The sequence below is a fragment of the Novacetimonas hansenii JCM 7643 genome, from assembly GCF_000964405.1.
GTDB classification, from domain to species: domain Bacteria; phylum Pseudomonadota; class Alphaproteobacteria; order Acetobacterales; family Acetobacteraceae; genus Novacetimonas; species Novacetimonas hansenii.
The window spans coordinates 22,595-38,209 of sequence record NZ_BANE01000301.1; the positions used below are offsets into that span (position 1 = coordinate 22,595).

Below are 15,615 nucleotides of genomic sequence, written 5' to 3' on the forward strand. Positions count from 1 at the left end.
AAGTTGCCTGTCGTGAATTTATCAGCAATTGCCCGGATGATCCACGCTTCTGTTCATCGTGACAGTGGATTATGTGAGGGAACACGATCTGTATGATGATCCGACCAACAGGAGTCCCGACATATGAATGATTCGACCGAGCAGGATATGACATTCGGCTTTGCCCAGCCGCGTGGCAGGGTTTACGGGTCGATTACCGAGACGGTCGGCGGGACGCCGCTGGTGGAACTGCCCCATCTGATGCGGGAGGACGAATTGAAAAGCCGCCTTCTGATGAAGCTGGAGTTTTTCAATCCCCTTGGTTCGGTCAAGGACAGGATTGGCGCGGCGATGGTGATGGATGCCGAACGGCGTGGTGAAATCACACCGGGCAAGACCATCCTGGTGGAACCGACATCGGGCAATACCGGCATTTCGTTGGCGTTTGTCGCGGCGGCGCGGGGATATCGCCTGATTGTCACCATGCCCGAAGGGGCCTCGGTCGAACGGCGCAAGATGCTGCGTCTTTTGGATGCGCAACTGGAACTGACCCCTGCGCGCCTTGGCATGGCGGGTGCGATTGCCCGGGCTGAGGCGATCTTGAAGAACACGCCGGGCGCATGGATGCCGCGTCAGTTCGACAATCCGGCCAATCCCGCCATCCACGCGGCCACCACGGCAGAGGAAATCTGGGTTGATACGCGCGGTGAGGTGGATATCGTCGTAGCCGGCGTCGGCACGGGCGGCACCGCAAGCGGCATTGCCCATGGGCTGAAATCCCGCAAGAAGGGATTGCAGGTCTTTGGCGTCGAACCGGTCGAAAGCGCCGTCCTGAATGGTGATGAACCCGGCCCGCATGGCATTCAGGGAATTGGGCCCGGCTTTTGTCCCCATACGCTCGATCTTCACAGCCTTGATGGTATCCTGACGGTATCAGAACGGGAATCGATCGCCGCTGCCCGGCGTTGTGCGCGCCTTGATGGTGTCCCGGTGGGGATTTCTTCGGGGGCGGCGCTGCATGCGGCCATGCAGCTTGCGCGGTTGCCAGAAAACGAAGGCAAGACAATCGTCACCATCGCCCCATCTTTTGCAGAGCGTTACCTTTCGACCTCGCTGTTCAATGGCCTGGTCTGAAGGGGGCTTTGAAAAAACATAACATGCCGGGATCATGAATTTTCCTGTGAAGATTTTTTCAGGGGGGCGCTCCTGAAAAGATCTTCATGATTTCAGATACGGACATGAAAAAAGGCGGCTCCCGTAATGGGGCCGCCTTTTTTCATGTCCGGTTGTCCTGTCGGTGGAAATCGGGCCGTAACCGGGCAGGCCTCAATGCAGGATGATTTCCACGCGGCGGTTCTGCGCCTCGCGCGTGTTCGGGCCGGTGGGGACAAGGGGATTGGCCTCTCCAAAGCCATGGATGTCGATGGACGGGCCGGGCACGCCGTCACGTACCAGTTCCGCCTTGATGGTCTGGGCGCGCCGCAGGGAAAGTTCCTGATTGTAATGTTCGCCCTGCGGACCCGGATGGCTGGCGGAGGTATCGGTATAGCCGTTGACCTCGATCCGGGTGGTCTGGGTGCTGGTGGATGCCTGCGCCGCAACGGCGACGATGGCGCGCGCACGCTCGGTCAACGTGCTTTTGTCCCAGTCGAAGAAAATCAGATAGGTGCGGTTTTCCACCGGTGCGGGCGCGGCGGGTGCGCTGACGGGCGGTGGTGGCGGCGGGGCGGGATTGAACTCGTAACGCAGCCCCAGCATCAGGGAGTGGTTGAAGTCCGTGCGCGTATCGCGGTTGCCGTTGCGGAACCCGTAATCGGAATTCAGCGCCGCCGTAGCAGGGCCGGAAATGACGGAATGGTGCGATTGCGGCCCCAGCATGGTCCAGAACCGGTATTCCGCCGTCGCCGACAGCCCAACCGCCCATGGAATCGGGAAGGCAAGGCCGAATATCCCCTGATAGGCAAAGTTGCCATAGGTGCCGCCGACATGCTGGCTATAGGCCTGCCCCTGGTAATTGCCGGTAATGAGCGCGTTCATGTTCTGCCAGCCATAGCCGATGCCCGCGCCAAAATAGGGGAACAGCCAGCTCTTGCCGATGTCGAGGTCGAACAGCGCATTGGCCATCAGGCCGGATTCTTCCTGGCGGCCATTTGTGTGGGCATTGTATTTCCCACCCGTCGAGCCGAGGGATTCAAGGTTGTTATGGCGGAAATGGCCCTCAAGCTCGACACGAAAGCCATTGCCCAGACCATAGCCGATACTGCCAATTCCGACCGCGCCTGGGCTGTACTTGTCACGTGCGTCTGAATGACGCACGACCTGTCCCTGCGGCAGGCTGGCACCGCCTTCGCCCGCCATATACAGGCCCTGAACGGGCTGGGCGAATGCCGGAACCGATACAAGCACGGAGCCCAGGGTAACCGAGCCAGCCAATAAAGACCCTGCAAGCAGTCCGTACCGCAGATTCATACTCTTCTTCTCCCTTCGACGGGCCATTTCCAACATGTTGCCCGGTCGGGTGAACGTGCCATGTTCCTCTGGGCGGTCAGTCTGTGCATTCTTTTGCGGAAAGATGCGCACCCTGACAATCCATAAGCGGTGACCATACTGCCGCTTTCGGCGGCATGACCCACTGTCATTTTCAACTGTGTGCGAGATGTCACACATGACAGCGTGTCAAATGACGCTTTTTACCTTTGCAAGATCACGCGCTTCATATCAGCCTTGCTTCAAATGGTGGCGCCAGATCAGGCGTCTCGAATTCCACAACCCACAGATCGGGATCGCGTTTCATCTGCCGTTCAACATACGTATCCACGGCGGCCTGATCCACGGCCGCCTTTCCTGTAGCCCGGAACCATGCCCGCCGTCCATCGGGGGCACGTGTCTGGGCCAGTACCGACATCGCGTCGTGACGGTCGCGCAACACCACCATCACGCCACCGGCATCCGCATCGCCACGATGAAGCACAACGGCGGGATTCCCCGCCAGATTGGCCTGCCGCAGGACCGCGCTGACCCATATCGAGGTCTTCAGCCGGGGTTCCTCATCCATCATGACTGTTCCAGTTTTGCATAAATACAAAGGGAGGCATGCAGGAATAACACAATATATTGTGGCCCCTACTCCGCGTGGGCAGGCGGCGCGGCAGGATCATCGGGAATGGTCGCCAGCGCCGCGCGATATTCCTCCGGGTTATCCAGAAGTGAATGCGCGGCATCAAGATCATTATCCGTCCCGATCGCAGCCGGGCAGGATTTGCGGATCGCAAGCGTGCGTGACACTTCCAGCGGATAACGCGCAAGGCGCGAGGCACGCACCCATGTGGCACTTTCGGCATTGCCTGCGGCAAGGTCCTGAAGCTGGCGTTCAAGGTTGGCTTCACCGAGGCTGGAGCAGATCTGCGGCATGACGCCAAGCCCCTGTAGCGGCCAGCCCAGCGGGGCGAGGACGCGACTCCACGTCACGAACAGTTCCGCGCCATTGGGCATCTGCCCGATCGTCTGTACCAGCCCCTTGCCCAGTGTTGCACTGCCAACGACCACCGCGCGTTTCTGGTCCGCCAGCGCGGCGGCAAGGATTTCGGCCGCACTGGCGGTACGGCCATCAACCAGGATGACGATCGGCAGGCCATTGGTCATGTCGCCGCCCTGCACCGCCCAGACATGGTTTGCCTGTGGGTCGCGCCCCTGCGTGATCGCCGCCACCCCGTGATCGAGCATCAGCGCGGATGTCGTCACCGCCTGTTGCAGCACGCCGCCGCGATTGCCGCGCAGGTCGAGGATAAGGCCACTCAGATGCGCGATATTCATCGCCTCGTCGAGGTACTGGCTCATCTCCTCGGCGGTGTTGGCGGAAAATGCTGTGATGTGCAGGACAACGTGATGACCGCTGGTATAGGCGAAGACGGTTTCCGGGGGGACGGATTCCCGCCGCACCGAAACCGTGGTGCGGCGTCGTCCCGGCGCCCCCACCAGCAGGCGCACAAGGCTGCCCGGTGGTCCCTGCAGCCATGTTGAAACCGCCTCCACCGTGCGATCCTGTGTTGAACGGCCATTGACGGCATAGATGACCTGCCCCGCCGAAAGCGCGGTCGGCCATGACGGGCCGTTTGCATTGACCGCCGTGATGATGATGGCGTGATGGTCCAGACCCAGCGTCAGGCCCGCACTGGCGGTGCCGCCGGTGCGGATGCCACGGTCCGAAACCGCCGCGTCCGGCGCGACATAGCGTGAATAGGGGTCAAGATGGTTGAACAGTTCGTCAAAGAACCCCTGCAACATGCCATCCTGTCCGGTGGCGCGCATGTCGGCGGAACGTTCCCACGCGGTTTCCATCATCCGGGTGATCGCGTCGGTCCAGCCCGCAAGGTCGTCCGCAGCGGGAGTCGCCAGCGCAAGGACCGTATGCTGCGCCACCGACAGGTGCAGCATGTCATGCTGTTCCTCCACCGTCAGCGACGGGTCGATCGCGCTCAGCCCATTCAGGCCCCACAGGCCAAAATCACGCACGGTATGGATGTCGAGCGTGCGGGGCAGCAGGAAGGACAGGCTGGCGCGCAGCACGGAAGAGGTCAGAGTCGGATCGAAATGGTCCTGCGTCGGGCTGGCGTCGCTGGCCTGCACGGGTGTGGGGTGGGGTGGGGGATCAGGCGCGGGGGAAACCAGAGCGTCATCGGCATAGGCCGCACCCGTCAGGCGGGCAACGACAAGGATCATCAGGAACGTATCGCGCGGCACCTGCAGGATCATGCGCAGCCCACGCGGCATTCCCTCCCGCGTGGGCGATGACGGTGATGATGGCGGCGTGCGCAGGATCGTGACGGACACCATCGCGCATAGGGGCGGCAGGAGGGGGGGCAACAGCGAACGGCGTTTCATCCGCGTCGCCTGCGTGTGCGTGGCGGCGCCATGTCCTGTCCCGCGACCGTATCAGGCATCGCGAACACCAGCGCCCCGGTCAGGGGCGACGCCTCATCCAGACGCAGCGCGATTTCCTGTCCCAGCCGGAAGGTGATCCCGCCATGGCGTCCTGAAAGTGTCTGCGTGATCTCATCATGGTGCCACTGGTCAACCGGCAGCGCCCCATGCGGCAGCAGGCCCGTCGTGCCGGTGGAATCCAGCGTCACGAACACGCCAAAGCGCGACAGCCCGGTGACCCGTCCCGCCATGACCGTGCCCACCCGTCCCGACAGCCATGACGCGGCATAGCGTTCGATGGCGTCGCGTTCGGCGGCGGCGGCGCGGCGTTCGGTGGATGTGACCGCCTTCCCGATCTCCTCCAGTTGGCCCAGCGCCGTGCGCCCATGGTCGGGGCCGCCACGTTCCAGCCCGGTTGCATCAATCAGCGCACGATGCGTGACCAGGTCGGCATAGCGGCGGATCGGGCTGGTGAAATGGGCATACGACGTCAGCGTCAGGCCGAAATGTCCGACCGGGTCGGGACTGTATTCCGCCTGGTTCTGCGCGCGCAGGATCAGTTCATTGACCAGTGGCGCATAAGGCTGTCCCTGCGCGGCACGCAACACGCCCTCAAGGTCGGATGCCCCGATCATGCCAGCCGCAGGCAGACGTATGTCGAGCGTGGCGAGAGCCGCGCGCAGGGATTCGAGCTTTTCGGGCGTGGGAGGGGCATGAATGCGATAAAGGCATGGATAATGACGGTTTTCCAGTTCCCGCGCGGCGGCGACATTGGCCGCAATCATGAATTCTTCCACCACGCGATGACTGTCGAGGCGTAGGCGCGGGCCAATCGTCTCCACCTGGCCCAGGGAATCCAGCACGACCCTGCGTTCGGCAAGGTCGAGGTCAAGCGTGCCGCGTCGTGCGCGGGCGGCGGCCAGAACCCGCCATGCCGCGAACAGGCAACCGACCATCCCTTCGGGCAGGGCTGCTGTCATGCTGTCGCCATGGCCTTCGGATTCGGCCTGGGCCTGTTCATAGGTCAGGCGCGCGGCACTGCGCATTAGGCCCCGGCCAAAGCGCTGCGCCGTGGTTGTGCCCCCGGCATCGACATGAAGCTCCACGAACAGGCAGCCCCGGTCCTCCCCCGGTCGCAGGGAGCACCAGCCATTCGACAGGGCTTCTGGCAACATGGGAATGACGCGGTCGGGGAAATAGACGGAATTGCCGCGCCGCCGGGCCTCCTGATCCAGCGCGCTGCCGGGCCGGACATACCATGCCACATCGGCAATCGCGACGATCAGGCGGAATCCCGTACCCTCAGGCTCGGCATAGATCGCATCATCAAAATCGCGTGCATCCGCCCCGTCGATGGTGACAAGCGGCACATCGCGCAGGTCGGTACGCCCCGTGACCGGCACGGCGCGCGCGGCGTCGGCTTCGTGCGTGCATGTGGCGGGGAAGGTGTGGGGGATGTCGTGGGCGCAGGCACACATCAGGCTGATGGTGCGTGCGCTGTCGGCTGGGCCGATCCGTTCGATGATGCGGGCCGGATGCAGGCCGGGGCCGGATTGTGGCAGGGGGGTCGCCACGACGATCTCGTTATCGGGGGTGTCCATGGCCTCGCCGGCCGGGATGCTCCATTGCGCGCGGGCGCGGCGGTCGGCGGGGATCAGGCGGCCGGCCTCGCGGTACCGCAGGGGCGTGCGTGCGGTGTCGGGATCATCGGGCGGCGTTGCCCGATACAGCCCCACAACCTGTGCCGGCGCATCATCCAGGCGGCGCAGTGTCCGCCCCTCATACTTTCCCGGCCCGATCTTCTTCAGCCGTGCGACCACGCGTTGTCCCGGCGCCAGCGCGGGACGGCCACGAAGTTCGGCATGCATGAAAATGACGGGCGCGGCCCCTTCATGTGCCCATGCCACGGGACGGGCGATGGGGTCGCCATCGGGGTCCGTGCCCGTGACCTGCACCACCGCCGATTCCGGCAGGCGGTCGGACACACGGAAGCGTTTTGCCCCGGCCGGCACGACCGTCCCCTCAAGTGCCAGATCACGCAGCATGTCACGGATCGCGGCCTTATGCTCTGGCCCGAGGCCGAAGGCGCGTGCGATTTCACGCTTGCCCACGCGACCGGTCGCACCGGCGATGAACTGCCTCATGCTCTCGCGGTCGGGCATCCGTCCCTGACTATTCCGTCCCTGGCTGCCAGGCACCGGCTGGTCGGTCATGGGGGCGGCTGGCCCGTCCGGCGCCGTGTCGGACGGGCGCGGCTGACGCATCGTCAGTCGGCCTTGTCCGGTGTGGCCTTGGCGGTCGTGGCCTTGCGGGTACGCGGGGTCGCCGCTTTCTTCGGGGCTGCCTTCTTCGTGGTTGTGGCCTTTTTCGCGGTGGTCTTGCGGGCGGGTTTCGCCGGGGCGTCCCCATCGGCGGGGGCGTCGGCATCCGCCGCCTTTACCCTGGTCGTCCGGGCCTTGCGCGGGGCTGTCTTCGCCTTTGTGGCCTTGCCCTTGGGCTTCAGGGGCTTGCCCTTTTCCGCCAGCAGGGCCAGCGCCTCGTCCATGGTGACGTCATTCATGTCCTGCCCGCGCGGCAGGGTGGCGACGATCTGCCCGTGCTGGGCATAGGGGCCAAAGCGGCCCTTGCGCACCATGACCGGTTCCCCGTCCTTGGGGTGCGGACCAATGGTGCGGATGGAGGCCAGCTTTTTCGCCAGCGCATCGACCGCGCGGTTCAGCCCCACCGTCAGGACGTCGTCATCCTTGTCAAGCGAACCGTACACGGCGCCCATCTTCACATACGGGCCAAACCGGCCCAATCCTGCCTCGATCGGTTCGCCTGTTTCGGGGTGCATGCCCACGATACGCGGCAGCGACAGAAGACCAACCGCCTGTTCCAGCGTGATCTTGTCCCCCTCGATCCCACGCGGGATGGTCGCGCGCTTGGGCTTGGCCTTCTTGTCCTCGGGATCAGGTTCGCCAAGCTGCACATAAAGACCCCACGGCCCGCGCCGCACGGTAACTTCGGGGCCACCGTCCGGCGCATTGCCCAGAACGCGCATCCCTTCCTTCAGCGAATCCGCGTCTTCCGCCTCCTTGGGGTCCACCACAAGGCGGCGGGTGTACTGGCATGTGGGGTAATTGGAACAGCCGATGAACGCGCCATACCGTCCCAGTTTCAGCCCCAGCCGCCCGGTGCCGCATGCGGTGCAGACGCGCGGGTCGCCCCCATCGTCACGCGGGGGGAAGAAATAGGGCGCAAGATCCGCATCCAGCGCGCTGATGACGTCGGAGATCTTGAGGTCCTTGGTCTGGTCCACGGCGTGGGAGAAGTCGGTCCAGAATGCCGACATCACATCGCGCCAGTTCGCCCGCCCGCCGGAAATGTCGTCAAGCTGTTCCTCCAGCCCGGCCGTGAACTGCGTATCGACATAACGTTCGAAAAACGAGGTCAGGAATGCCGTCACCAGTCGTCCGCGATCCTCGGGGATGAAGCGGCGGCTTTCCAGACGGACATAGTTGCGGTCGCGCAGCACCGTCAGGATGGAGGCATAGGTGGAGGGACGGCCAATGCCGATTTCCTCCATCTTCTTCACCAGCGAGGCCTCGGAATAGCGCGGCGGCGGCTGGGTGAAGTGCTGGTCCGCCGTGACCTCCCCACGCCTGAGGGCGTCGCCCTCGCTCATGGCCGGGAGCATGCGGTCCTGGTCCGAATCGTCCTCGGACTTGGTCGCGCTGTCGTCGCGCCCTTCGCTATAGAGGCGCAGGAACCCGTCGAATGCGATCATCGACCCCGTGGCGCGCAGGGTGCAGCGTGCGTGCGCATCGTGCAGGTCAACCGCCACCTGGTCGAGTTCCGCCGACTGCATCTGGCTGGCGACGGAGCGTTTCCAGATCAGGTCATACAGCCGCTTCTGGTCTGCGTTCAGGTAACGCGCCATGTCCGCGGGGCTGCGGCGCACGTCCGTGGGGCGGATGGCTTCATGCGCTTCCTGTGCGTTCTTGGCCTTGGTGGCATAAACGCGGGCTTTTTCGGGCACGTATTCGGCACCGAACGTCGTGCCGATATGCGAACGGATCGCGCCGATGGCCTCTCCCGCCATCTGCACGCCATCGGTTCGCATATAGGTGATAAGGCCGACCGTCTCGCCGCCGATATCTATGCCTTCGTAAAGCTGCTGCGCCGTACGCATCGCGACCTGCGCGCCCATGCCCAGCTTGCGCGATGCTTCCTGCTGCATGGTTGACGTGGTGAAGGGCGGGGGCGGGTTGCGTTTGACCTTGCGCCGTTCCACCGCACCGACGCTGAAGCTTCCAGCCTCGACCCTGGCCTTGGCGGCCATGGCGGAGGCTTCGTCATTCAGGTCGAACTGGTCAAGCTTCGCGCCATCAAGGTGCGTCAGCCGCGCGGTGAAGGCCGCCCCTTTCGGCGTGGAGAAAAGGGCGGCAATGGACCAGTATTCACGCGGGCGGAAGACCTCGATCTCGGCCTCGCGCTCACAGATCAGGCGCAGGGCGACGGATTGCACGCGCCCCGCGCTGCGTGAACCCGGCAGTTTGCGCCACAACACCGGCGACAGTGTGAAACCGACGAGGTAGTCGAGCGCACGGCGCGCCAGATAGGCCTCGATCAGCGGAAAATCGAGGTCGCGCGGATGCGCCATGGCGGTCTGGATGGCGCTTTTTGTGATTTCGTTAAAGGTCACGCGCTGCACGTCCACGCCCTTGAGGAGGTTCTTCTCCTCCAGCATGGAGCGGACATGCCACGAGATGGCTTCCCCCTCACGATCCGGGTCAGTCGCCAGATACAGGTGCCGCGCCCCGCGCAGCGCGCGTGCGATCGCCGCCATCTGCTTGGCGCCGCGTTCATCGGCTTCCCAGATCATGGCGAAACCTTCGTCGGGACGTACGCTGCCATCCTTTGGGGGAAGGTCGCGTACATGCCCGAAGGAGGCGAGAACGGTATAGTTGTCACCCAGATACTTATTGATCGTTTTCGCCTTGGCTGGCGATTCGACCACCACGACGTCAGTCATTGTGTCTCCGGATCACGCGTTTCAATCCATCGGTTGTCCGTGGTCATGCCGGGGGGGCGGAAGACAGGACGACCATATCCCCCGCAAGGATGTCGATCAGGCCCGACATCTCCATTTCCGACAGTACCGTAAGGACGGTTGCCGTCGAGAACTGGCAGCGCCGTACAAGATCGTCAACACTCGATGGTGCAAAAGACAGTAGCTCCAGCACCGCCGCATGGGCTCCATGCCTATCCATACGGGGGGAAGAAGGCATGTTTTCCGCCATTTCCACCCCCCTTGGAACCGGGTCCGGCGCAGGTGTGAAAAGAGGCGGCGGCACAGGCCCCGATGGCAGTTCACGCAGGATGTCGCGTTCATTCTCCGTCAATATGGCGCCCTGGCGCAACAGGTCATTGCTGCCGTTGCAACGCGGGTCGAGCGGCGAGCCGGGCACCGCGAACACGATCCTGTCATAGTCGAGCGCCATGCGCGCGGTGATGAGGCTGCCTGAACGCATGGCCGCCTCGATCACCACGCAGCCAAGGCTGATTCCCGCGATCAGGCGGTTGCGACGCGGGAAATGCCGCGCCTGGGGCATGGTGCCGGGCGGGGCCTCGGTAATCAGTGCGCCCTGTTGGGCGATTTCATCGTGCAGGCGGCCATGTTCCGGGGGATAGGGGCAGTCGAGGCCACCTGCGATGGCCGCCACCGTGCGCCGTGCGGGCAACGCGCCGCGATGCGCGGCGGCGTCGATCCCGCGTGCCAGGCCCGACATGACGGTCACACCCGCCGCCGCCAGCATGGTCGCAAGGCTCTGTGCGATGCGCATCCCCCCGGCGGAGGCATTGCGTGCGCCCACCACGCCGACGATACGCCCCCGCAGCAGCGTCACATCCCCCATGACCGACAGGACGGGCGGTGCGTCGGCCACCATCGCAAGGGCGGGGGGATAGTCCGCGTCGCCATGAATGAGGATATGTCCGCCAATGGCCGCCGTGCGGTCCATTTCGCGCGCGATCTCGCCCAAGGGCGGTACGTGCCCCGCCTCCGGCCCGCGAAGCAGCATGTCGAGTGCTGCGCCCGCATCGCCATATTTGCGGATCAGGCGATGGTAGGAAACCGGACCGATGCCCCGTGTCCGTGCAAGCCGCAGGCAGGCGGCCACGCGGGCATGGTCCGGCGTGGTCATGTGCCGTCCCGGCCTGTCGTGCGGGCCTGCCCGATCCGGGGTTCGGTCCCGCGAAAGATGCGGGTGATGTTGGTATGGTGCCGTGCAATGATCAGTGCAGCGATCAGCACGCCCGCCAGATAGAGCGGGGAAGAGAAAGGCACGTGCCCTGGCCAGATCATGACAAGCGGCAGGGTCGCGAATGCCACCAGCGCCCCGGCGGAGGAGATGCGCGTCGCCCGTGCGAAGATCAGCCACATGGCGCAGCAGCACAGACCGATGGCAGGTGACAGGGCGATCATCGCGCCCAGGCCCGTCGCAACCCCCTTGCCGCCACGGAATTTCAGCCACACGGGGAAGCAGTGGCCCGCCACGGCGCATGCCGCCGCCAGCGCTTCGGCCGCTTCGGTATGGAACGGGCACAGCACGAATGCGCAAAAGACCGCGAATGCCCCCTTGGTCCCGTCAAGGGCAAGTGTCCCCGCCGCCAGTTTCTTGTTCCCGGTGCGCAGGACATTGGTTGCGCCGATATTGCCCGACCCGATCTTGCGGATGTCGCCCCCGCCCGACAGCGCCGTCAGCACCAGACCGAAGGGAATGCTGCCGATCAGGTAGGACAGGAACCCCACCGCCGCCATGAGCGGGAGGTCATAGGATGGAATGCCGTAGATCATGACGCATCCAGGCCAAAGACCTGTCGCCCGGCCTTCCATGTCGCCAGCACCCGTCCCTCCAGCGCGCGACCGTCAAAGGGGGTGTTCTGTGCCTTGCCGGGCAGTTCCCCGGCCTCCACCTTCCATGCGCGTTCGGCATCGAACAGGCACAGGTCGGCAGGTGCGCCCGTCGCCAGCGTCCCCGCCTTGCTGCGCAGCAGGGCGGCAGGGCGATGCGTCAGCAGCCCCAGCGCATCAGACAGCGTCAGGTTGCCCGCATGCACCTGCGCCAGCGTTACCGACAGCAATGTGGCAAGGCCGGTTCCCCCTGCTGCGGCAACGGCAAAGGGCTGGCGCTTGTCGTCCGCATCGCATGGCGCGTGGTCCGATGCGATGGCGTCAATCGTGCCATCCGCCAGGGCCGCGCAGACCGCGCGTCGGTCGGCCTCCGCCCGCAGGGGGGGCGAAAGCTTGGCATAGGTACGGAAATCACCGATCACCGTTTCGTTCAGGTCGAAATAAGGGGGCGCTGTGTCACAGGTAACACGCAGCCCGTCCGCCTTTGCCTGCCGGATCAGGTCCAGTCCTTCCGCGGTGGAGACATGGCCGAAATGCAGTCGGCCACCCGTCATGCGTGCAAGGCGCAGGTCACGTGCGATCAGGATTGCCTCTGCCGCGGGGGGGATGCCCGGCAGGCCAAGGCGCGTGGCAAGTTCGCCATCGGTGGCGCACCCGCCCCGCGCCAGCGACGGGTCCTCCGGGTGTTGCACGACCATCGCGCCGAATGCGCGGGAATAGGTCAGCAACTGCCGCATCAGGCGCGTATCGCCAATCGCGCGGATACCATCGGTAAAGGCCACCGCACCGGCTTCGTTCAGCAGGCCGATTTCCGCCATTTCGCTGCCAGCGCACCCGCGTGTCAGCGCACCATAGGGCAGGATACCGATCATGCCGGTTTCCTCGCCACGCGTGCGCAACAGACGCACCAGCGCCGGGTCGTCGATGGTGGGGAGGCAGTTGGGCAGCACCGCGATGGTCGTGATCCCGCCCGCGACCGCCGCGCGTGCCGCCGAGGCCACGGTTTCGCGATATTCGAATCCCGGTTCCCCGATGGTGACGCGCATGTCCACCAGCCCGGGGCACAGTACCATGCGTCCGTCGCCACGTACGATGGCCGCGCCCTCTGGCGTGCCCTCGGCCTGTGGCAGGTCCACGCCCGCGATCAGGCCATCGCGCACCAGCAGGCGTCCCGGGCGGTCCAGACCGCTCGCCGGGTCAATCAGGCGCACATTTTCAAAGACGGTCGCGCTCATCGCGTGTCCTCCCCGCGGGAGAGGAGGTCGAGCACGGCCATGCGCACCGCCACCCCCATTTCCACCTGTTCGCGAATCACGCTCTGTTCGGAATCGGCGACGCGGCTGTCGATTTCCACGCCCCGGTTCATCGGGCCGGGATGCATTACCAGCGCGCCGGGCCGTGCCAGGGCCAGACGTTTGTTATCAAGCCCGAAATACCGGAAATATTCACGCGGGCTGGGCACCTGGCCACCCTTCATGCGTTCGCGCTGCACCCGCAGCATCATGACCACATCCGCGTCGCGCAGGCCCTCTTCCATCGTGTAATGGATGCTGACGCCCAGTGCGGCGATCGCGCCGGGCACCAGTGTTGGCGGTCCGACCACGCGCACCGTGCAGCCCATGGCCGTCAGCAGGTGAATGTTCGAGCGTGCCACGCGGCTATGGCTGATATCGCCGCAGATCGCGACCGTCAGGCCATGCAGGCCGCCAAAATGGCGACGGATCGTCAGCGCGTCGAGAAGGGCCTGCGTGGGATGTTCATGCGTGCCATCGCCCGCGTTGACGACACTGGCCTCCACCTTCTGCGCCAGCAGGGCAGGGGCGCCGGATTGCGAATGGCGCACCACCAGCAGGTCGGTATGCATCGCATTCAGCGTCGCGGCCGTGTCCAGCAGCGTTTCGCCCTTGTTCACCGACGAATTGGCCACCGACATGTTCACCACATCCGCGCCCAGCCGCTTGCCCGCCAGTTCAAAGGACGTGCGGGTGCGGGTGCTGTCCTCGAAAAACAGGTTGATGACCGTGCGGCCACGCAGCAGGTCGCGCGGCGTCTTTCGCGAACGGTTCAGCAGCGTATAGCTGTCTGCAAGGTCGAGGATCGGGGTGATGCGTGTCGGGTGCATGCCCTGTACCCCCAGCAGGTGACGGGGGGAGGTGCGAAAGAACTGCCCCCCCGTCGCGCGCGGTGGGGCAGGGGGATGGGGCGCGCGTTCATTCATCGGCAACAGCCTTGATGCGGGCAAGGACTTCGTCACGGCCCAGTGCGAGCAGCGTGTCGTCAATGCCGGGCGACATGCTCGACCCCGTGACCGCCGCGCGCAGCGGTTGCGCCACCTTGCCGAGCTTGAGTTCGTTTTCCTCGGCGAACTGCCGCAGGGTTGCGTCGATCCCCGGCCCGTCGAACGGTGCAAGTGCGCCAAGGGCCGCGCCAAGCCGTGCAAGCATCGCGCGGTTTTCGGGGGTCAGCAGCTTCTGCGCCTTGGCATCGAACGACAGCGGGATGGAGCGGCCAAGGAACGCCGCACTGTCCGCGAGTTCAACCAGCGTCTTGGCCCGTTCCTTCAGGCCGGGCATCAGGCGCAGCACGCGCGCGCGCATCGCCTCGTCCGTGGACACGCCGTCCATCTGCGACAGGCGGTCCATCACGTCATCGGTCAGGCGTGCATCATCCGCCTGGCGCATCCATACGCCGTTGATATGCAGCAGCTTGGCGTAATCCATGCGCGAGGGGGAACGTCCCACCCCGTCGAGGTCGAACAGCCTGATCTGTTCCTCCCGCGACAGGATTTCCGCATCGCCATGCCCCCAGCCAAGGCGCAGGAGGTAGTTGTTCAGGGCTTCGGGCAGATATCCCATCTCCCGGAACTCCACCACCGACTGCGCGCCGTGGCGTTTCGACAGCTTGGCGCCGTCGGGGCCGTGGATAAGCGGCAGGTGCGCGAATTTCGGCAGGTCCCAGCCCATCGCGCGATAGATCATTGCCTGGCGGAAGGTATTGGTCAGGTGGTCATCGCCACGGATGACATGTGTGATGTCCATGTCATGGTCATCGACCACCACCGCAAGCTGATAGACGGGGGTGCCGTCGGCGCGCAGGATGATCATGTCATCCATTTCGGCGTTGGCGACGCGCACTTCGCCCTGCACAAGGTCGTGCAGGACCGTCTCCCCCTCACGCGGGGCCTTGATGCGCACGGTATGGGGGGTGTCTTTCGGCGCGTCGGCGGGGTCACGGTCGCGCCACATGCCGTTATAGCGGGGGGGGCGTCCCTCCGCCATCGCGGTTTCACGCATTTCCTTGAGCTCTTCGGCCGTGCAGTAACAGCGATAGGCCAACCCGCGTTCCAGCAGTTCATGCGCGACCTGCGCGTGGCGTTCCTGGCGCGTGGACTGGAACACCGGTTCCTCGTCCGACTGGATTCCCATCCATGCCAGACCGTCGAACAGCACATCCACCGCCTTCTGGGTGGAGCGTTCGCGGTCCGTATCCTCCACGCGAAGGAGGAATTTCCCGCCGTGGTGGCGGGCATAGAGGAAGTTGAACAGGGCGGCACGGGCATTGCCGATATGCAGCAGGCCGGTGGGGCTGGGGGCGAAGCGTGTACGGACAGTCATGAAACGGCTCCTTAGCATGTGTTGGCCCCTGCCAACAGGGGGCAGGTGTGTCGGTGCATGCCAATATCGCCGTCAGGGGGTGCCGATGCTTCCTGTGGTGGTCATGGTATATACCCGAATCATCATCCTTCATTGCGCCAGAGCATTTCCACCGAAAACGGGTTCGGTGAAAATGCTCCGGTTTATTGTTTTTACGAGCATCTT

General features: G+C 64.5%; 11 protein-coding genes. 1 reads left to right on the plus strand and 10 read right to left on the minus strand.

The window, feature by feature from the left end; all coding sequences use genetic code 11:
* The first annotated feature begins 123 nt into the window (after nucleotides 1-123).
* Entirely contained in the window at nucleotides 124-1,113 is a 990-nt protein-coding gene (gene cysK / locus B7G66_RS15560) for a cysteine synthase A (protein WP_003622308.1), read from the plus strand.
* A 192-nt stretch (nucleotides 1,114-1,305) separates the two neighbouring features.
* Here the strand turns inward: cysK and B7G66_RS15565 are convergent, their stop codons facing one another.
* From B7G66_RS15565 to gltX, 10 genes are all read right to left on the minus strand, one after another.
* Nucleotides 1,306-2,448: an OmpA family protein gene (locus tag B7G66_RS15565; protein ID WP_003622310.1), complete on the minus strand. Its 1,143-nt coding sequence runs from the start codon at nucleotides 2,446-2,448 to the stop codon at nucleotides 1,306-1,308.
* Nucleotides 2,449-2,692: 244 nt separating this feature from the next.
* A complete protein-coding gene (locus tag B7G66_RS15570; protein ID WP_003622312.1) occupies nucleotides 2,693-3,037 on the minus strand; it encodes a DUF1491 family protein in 345 nt (114 codons plus the stop codon).
* 65 nt (nucleotides 3,038-3,102) lie between these two features.
* Nucleotides 3,103-4,860 carry a S41 family peptidase gene (locus tag B7G66_RS15575; RefSeq protein WP_003622313.1) on the minus strand — a complete coding sequence of 586 codons (1,758 nt, stop codon included), beginning with the start codon at nucleotides 4,858-4,860 and terminating at the stop codon, nucleotides 3,103-3,105.
* Nucleotides 4,857-7,163: a ribonuclease R family protein gene (locus B7G66_RS15580; protein ID WP_003622316.1), complete on the minus strand. Its 2,307-nt coding sequence runs from the start codon at nucleotides 7,161-7,163 to the stop codon at nucleotides 4,857-4,859. Before B7G66_RS15580 ends, B7G66_RS15575 begins: the two co-directional genes overlap by 4 nt.
* 2 nt (nucleotides 7,164-7,165) lie before the next feature.
* Nucleotides 7,166-9,916: a type I DNA topoisomerase gene (gene topA, locus B7G66_RS15585; protein WP_003622318.1), complete on the minus strand. Its 2,751-nt coding sequence runs from the start codon at nucleotides 9,914-9,916 to the stop codon at nucleotides 7,166-7,168.
* 43 nt (nucleotides 9,917-9,959) lie between these two features.
* Nucleotides 9,960-11,087 (minus strand): DNA-processing protein DprA, encoded by a 1,128-nt coding sequence (gene dprA, locus B7G66_RS15590; protein WP_003622319.1) that lies wholly within the window; start codon nucleotides 11,085-11,087, stop codon nucleotides 9,960-9,962.
* Entirely contained in the window at nucleotides 11,084-11,740 is a 657-nt protein-coding gene (gene plsY / locus B7G66_RS15595) for a glycerol-3-phosphate 1-O-acyltransferase PlsY (protein ID WP_003622321.1), read from the minus strand. Before plsY ends, dprA begins: the two co-directional genes overlap by 4 nt.
* A complete protein-coding gene (locus tag B7G66_RS15600; protein ID WP_003622322.1) occupies nucleotides 11,737-13,032 on the minus strand; it encodes a dihydroorotase in 1,296 nt (431 codons plus the stop codon). Before B7G66_RS15600 ends, plsY begins: the two co-directional genes overlap by 4 nt.
* Nucleotides 13,029-14,015, minus strand: a complete 987-nt coding sequence (locus B7G66_RS15605; protein ID WP_003622324.1) for an aspartate carbamoyltransferase catalytic subunit — start codon at nucleotides 14,013-14,015, stop codon at nucleotides 13,029-13,031. The genes B7G66_RS15600 and B7G66_RS15605 overlap by 4 nt, the downstream gene beginning before the upstream one ends.
* The gene (gene gltX / locus B7G66_RS15610; protein WP_003622326.1) at nucleotides 14,008-15,411 is read right to left on the minus strand and encodes a glutamate--tRNA ligase; all 1,404 of its coding nucleotides are present in this window, start codon (nucleotides 15,409-15,411) and stop codon (nucleotides 14,008-14,010) included. Before gltX ends, B7G66_RS15605 begins: the two co-directional genes overlap by 8 nt.
* Nucleotides 15,412-15,615: the final 204 nt, after the last annotated feature.

Excerpts from the sequence above, each read along its gene's own strand:
- B7G66_RS15600 (WP_003622322.1), bottom strand. The coding sequence starts at position 13,032 with ATGAGCGCGACCGTCTTTGAAAATGTGCGCCTGATTGACCCGGCGAGC.
- plsY (WP_003622321.1), bottom strand. The coding sequence starts at position 11,740 with ATGATCTACGGCATTCCATCCTATGACCTCCCGCTCATGGCGGCGGTG.
- gltX (WP_003622326.1), bottom strand. The coding sequence starts at position 15,411 with ATGACTGTCCGTACACGCTTCGCCCCCAGCCCCACCGGCCTGCTGCAT.
- B7G66_RS15575 (WP_003622313.1), bottom strand. The coding sequence starts at position 4,860 with ATGAAACGCCGTTCGCTGTTGCCCCCCCTCCTGCCGCCCCTATGCGCG.
- B7G66_RS15605 (WP_003622324.1), bottom strand. The coding sequence starts at position 14,015 with ATGAATGAACGCGCGCCCCATCCCCCTGCCCCACCGCGCGCGACGGGG.
- dprA (WP_003622319.1), bottom strand. The coding sequence starts at position 11,087 with ATGACCACGCCGGACCATGCCCGCGTGGCCGCCTGCCTGCGGCTTGCA.
- B7G66_RS15565 (WP_003622310.1), bottom strand. The coding sequence starts at position 2,448 with ATGAATCTGCGGTACGGACTGCTTGCAGGGTCTTTATTGGCTGGCTCG.
- B7G66_RS15570 (WP_003622312.1), bottom strand. The coding sequence starts at position 3,037 with ATGATGGATGAGGAACCCCGGCTGAAGACCTCGATATGGGTCAGCGCG.
- cysK (WP_003622308.1), top strand. The coding sequence starts at position 124 with ATGAATGATTCGACCGAGCAGGATATGACATTCGGCTTTGCCCAGCCG.
- topA (WP_003622318.1), bottom strand. The coding sequence starts at position 9,916 with ATGACTGACGTCGTGGTGGTCGAATCGCCAGCCAAGGCGAAAACGATC.
- B7G66_RS15580 (WP_003622316.1), bottom strand. The coding sequence starts at position 7,163 with ATGCGTCAGCCGCGCCCGTCCGACACGGCGCCGGACGGGCCAGCCGCC.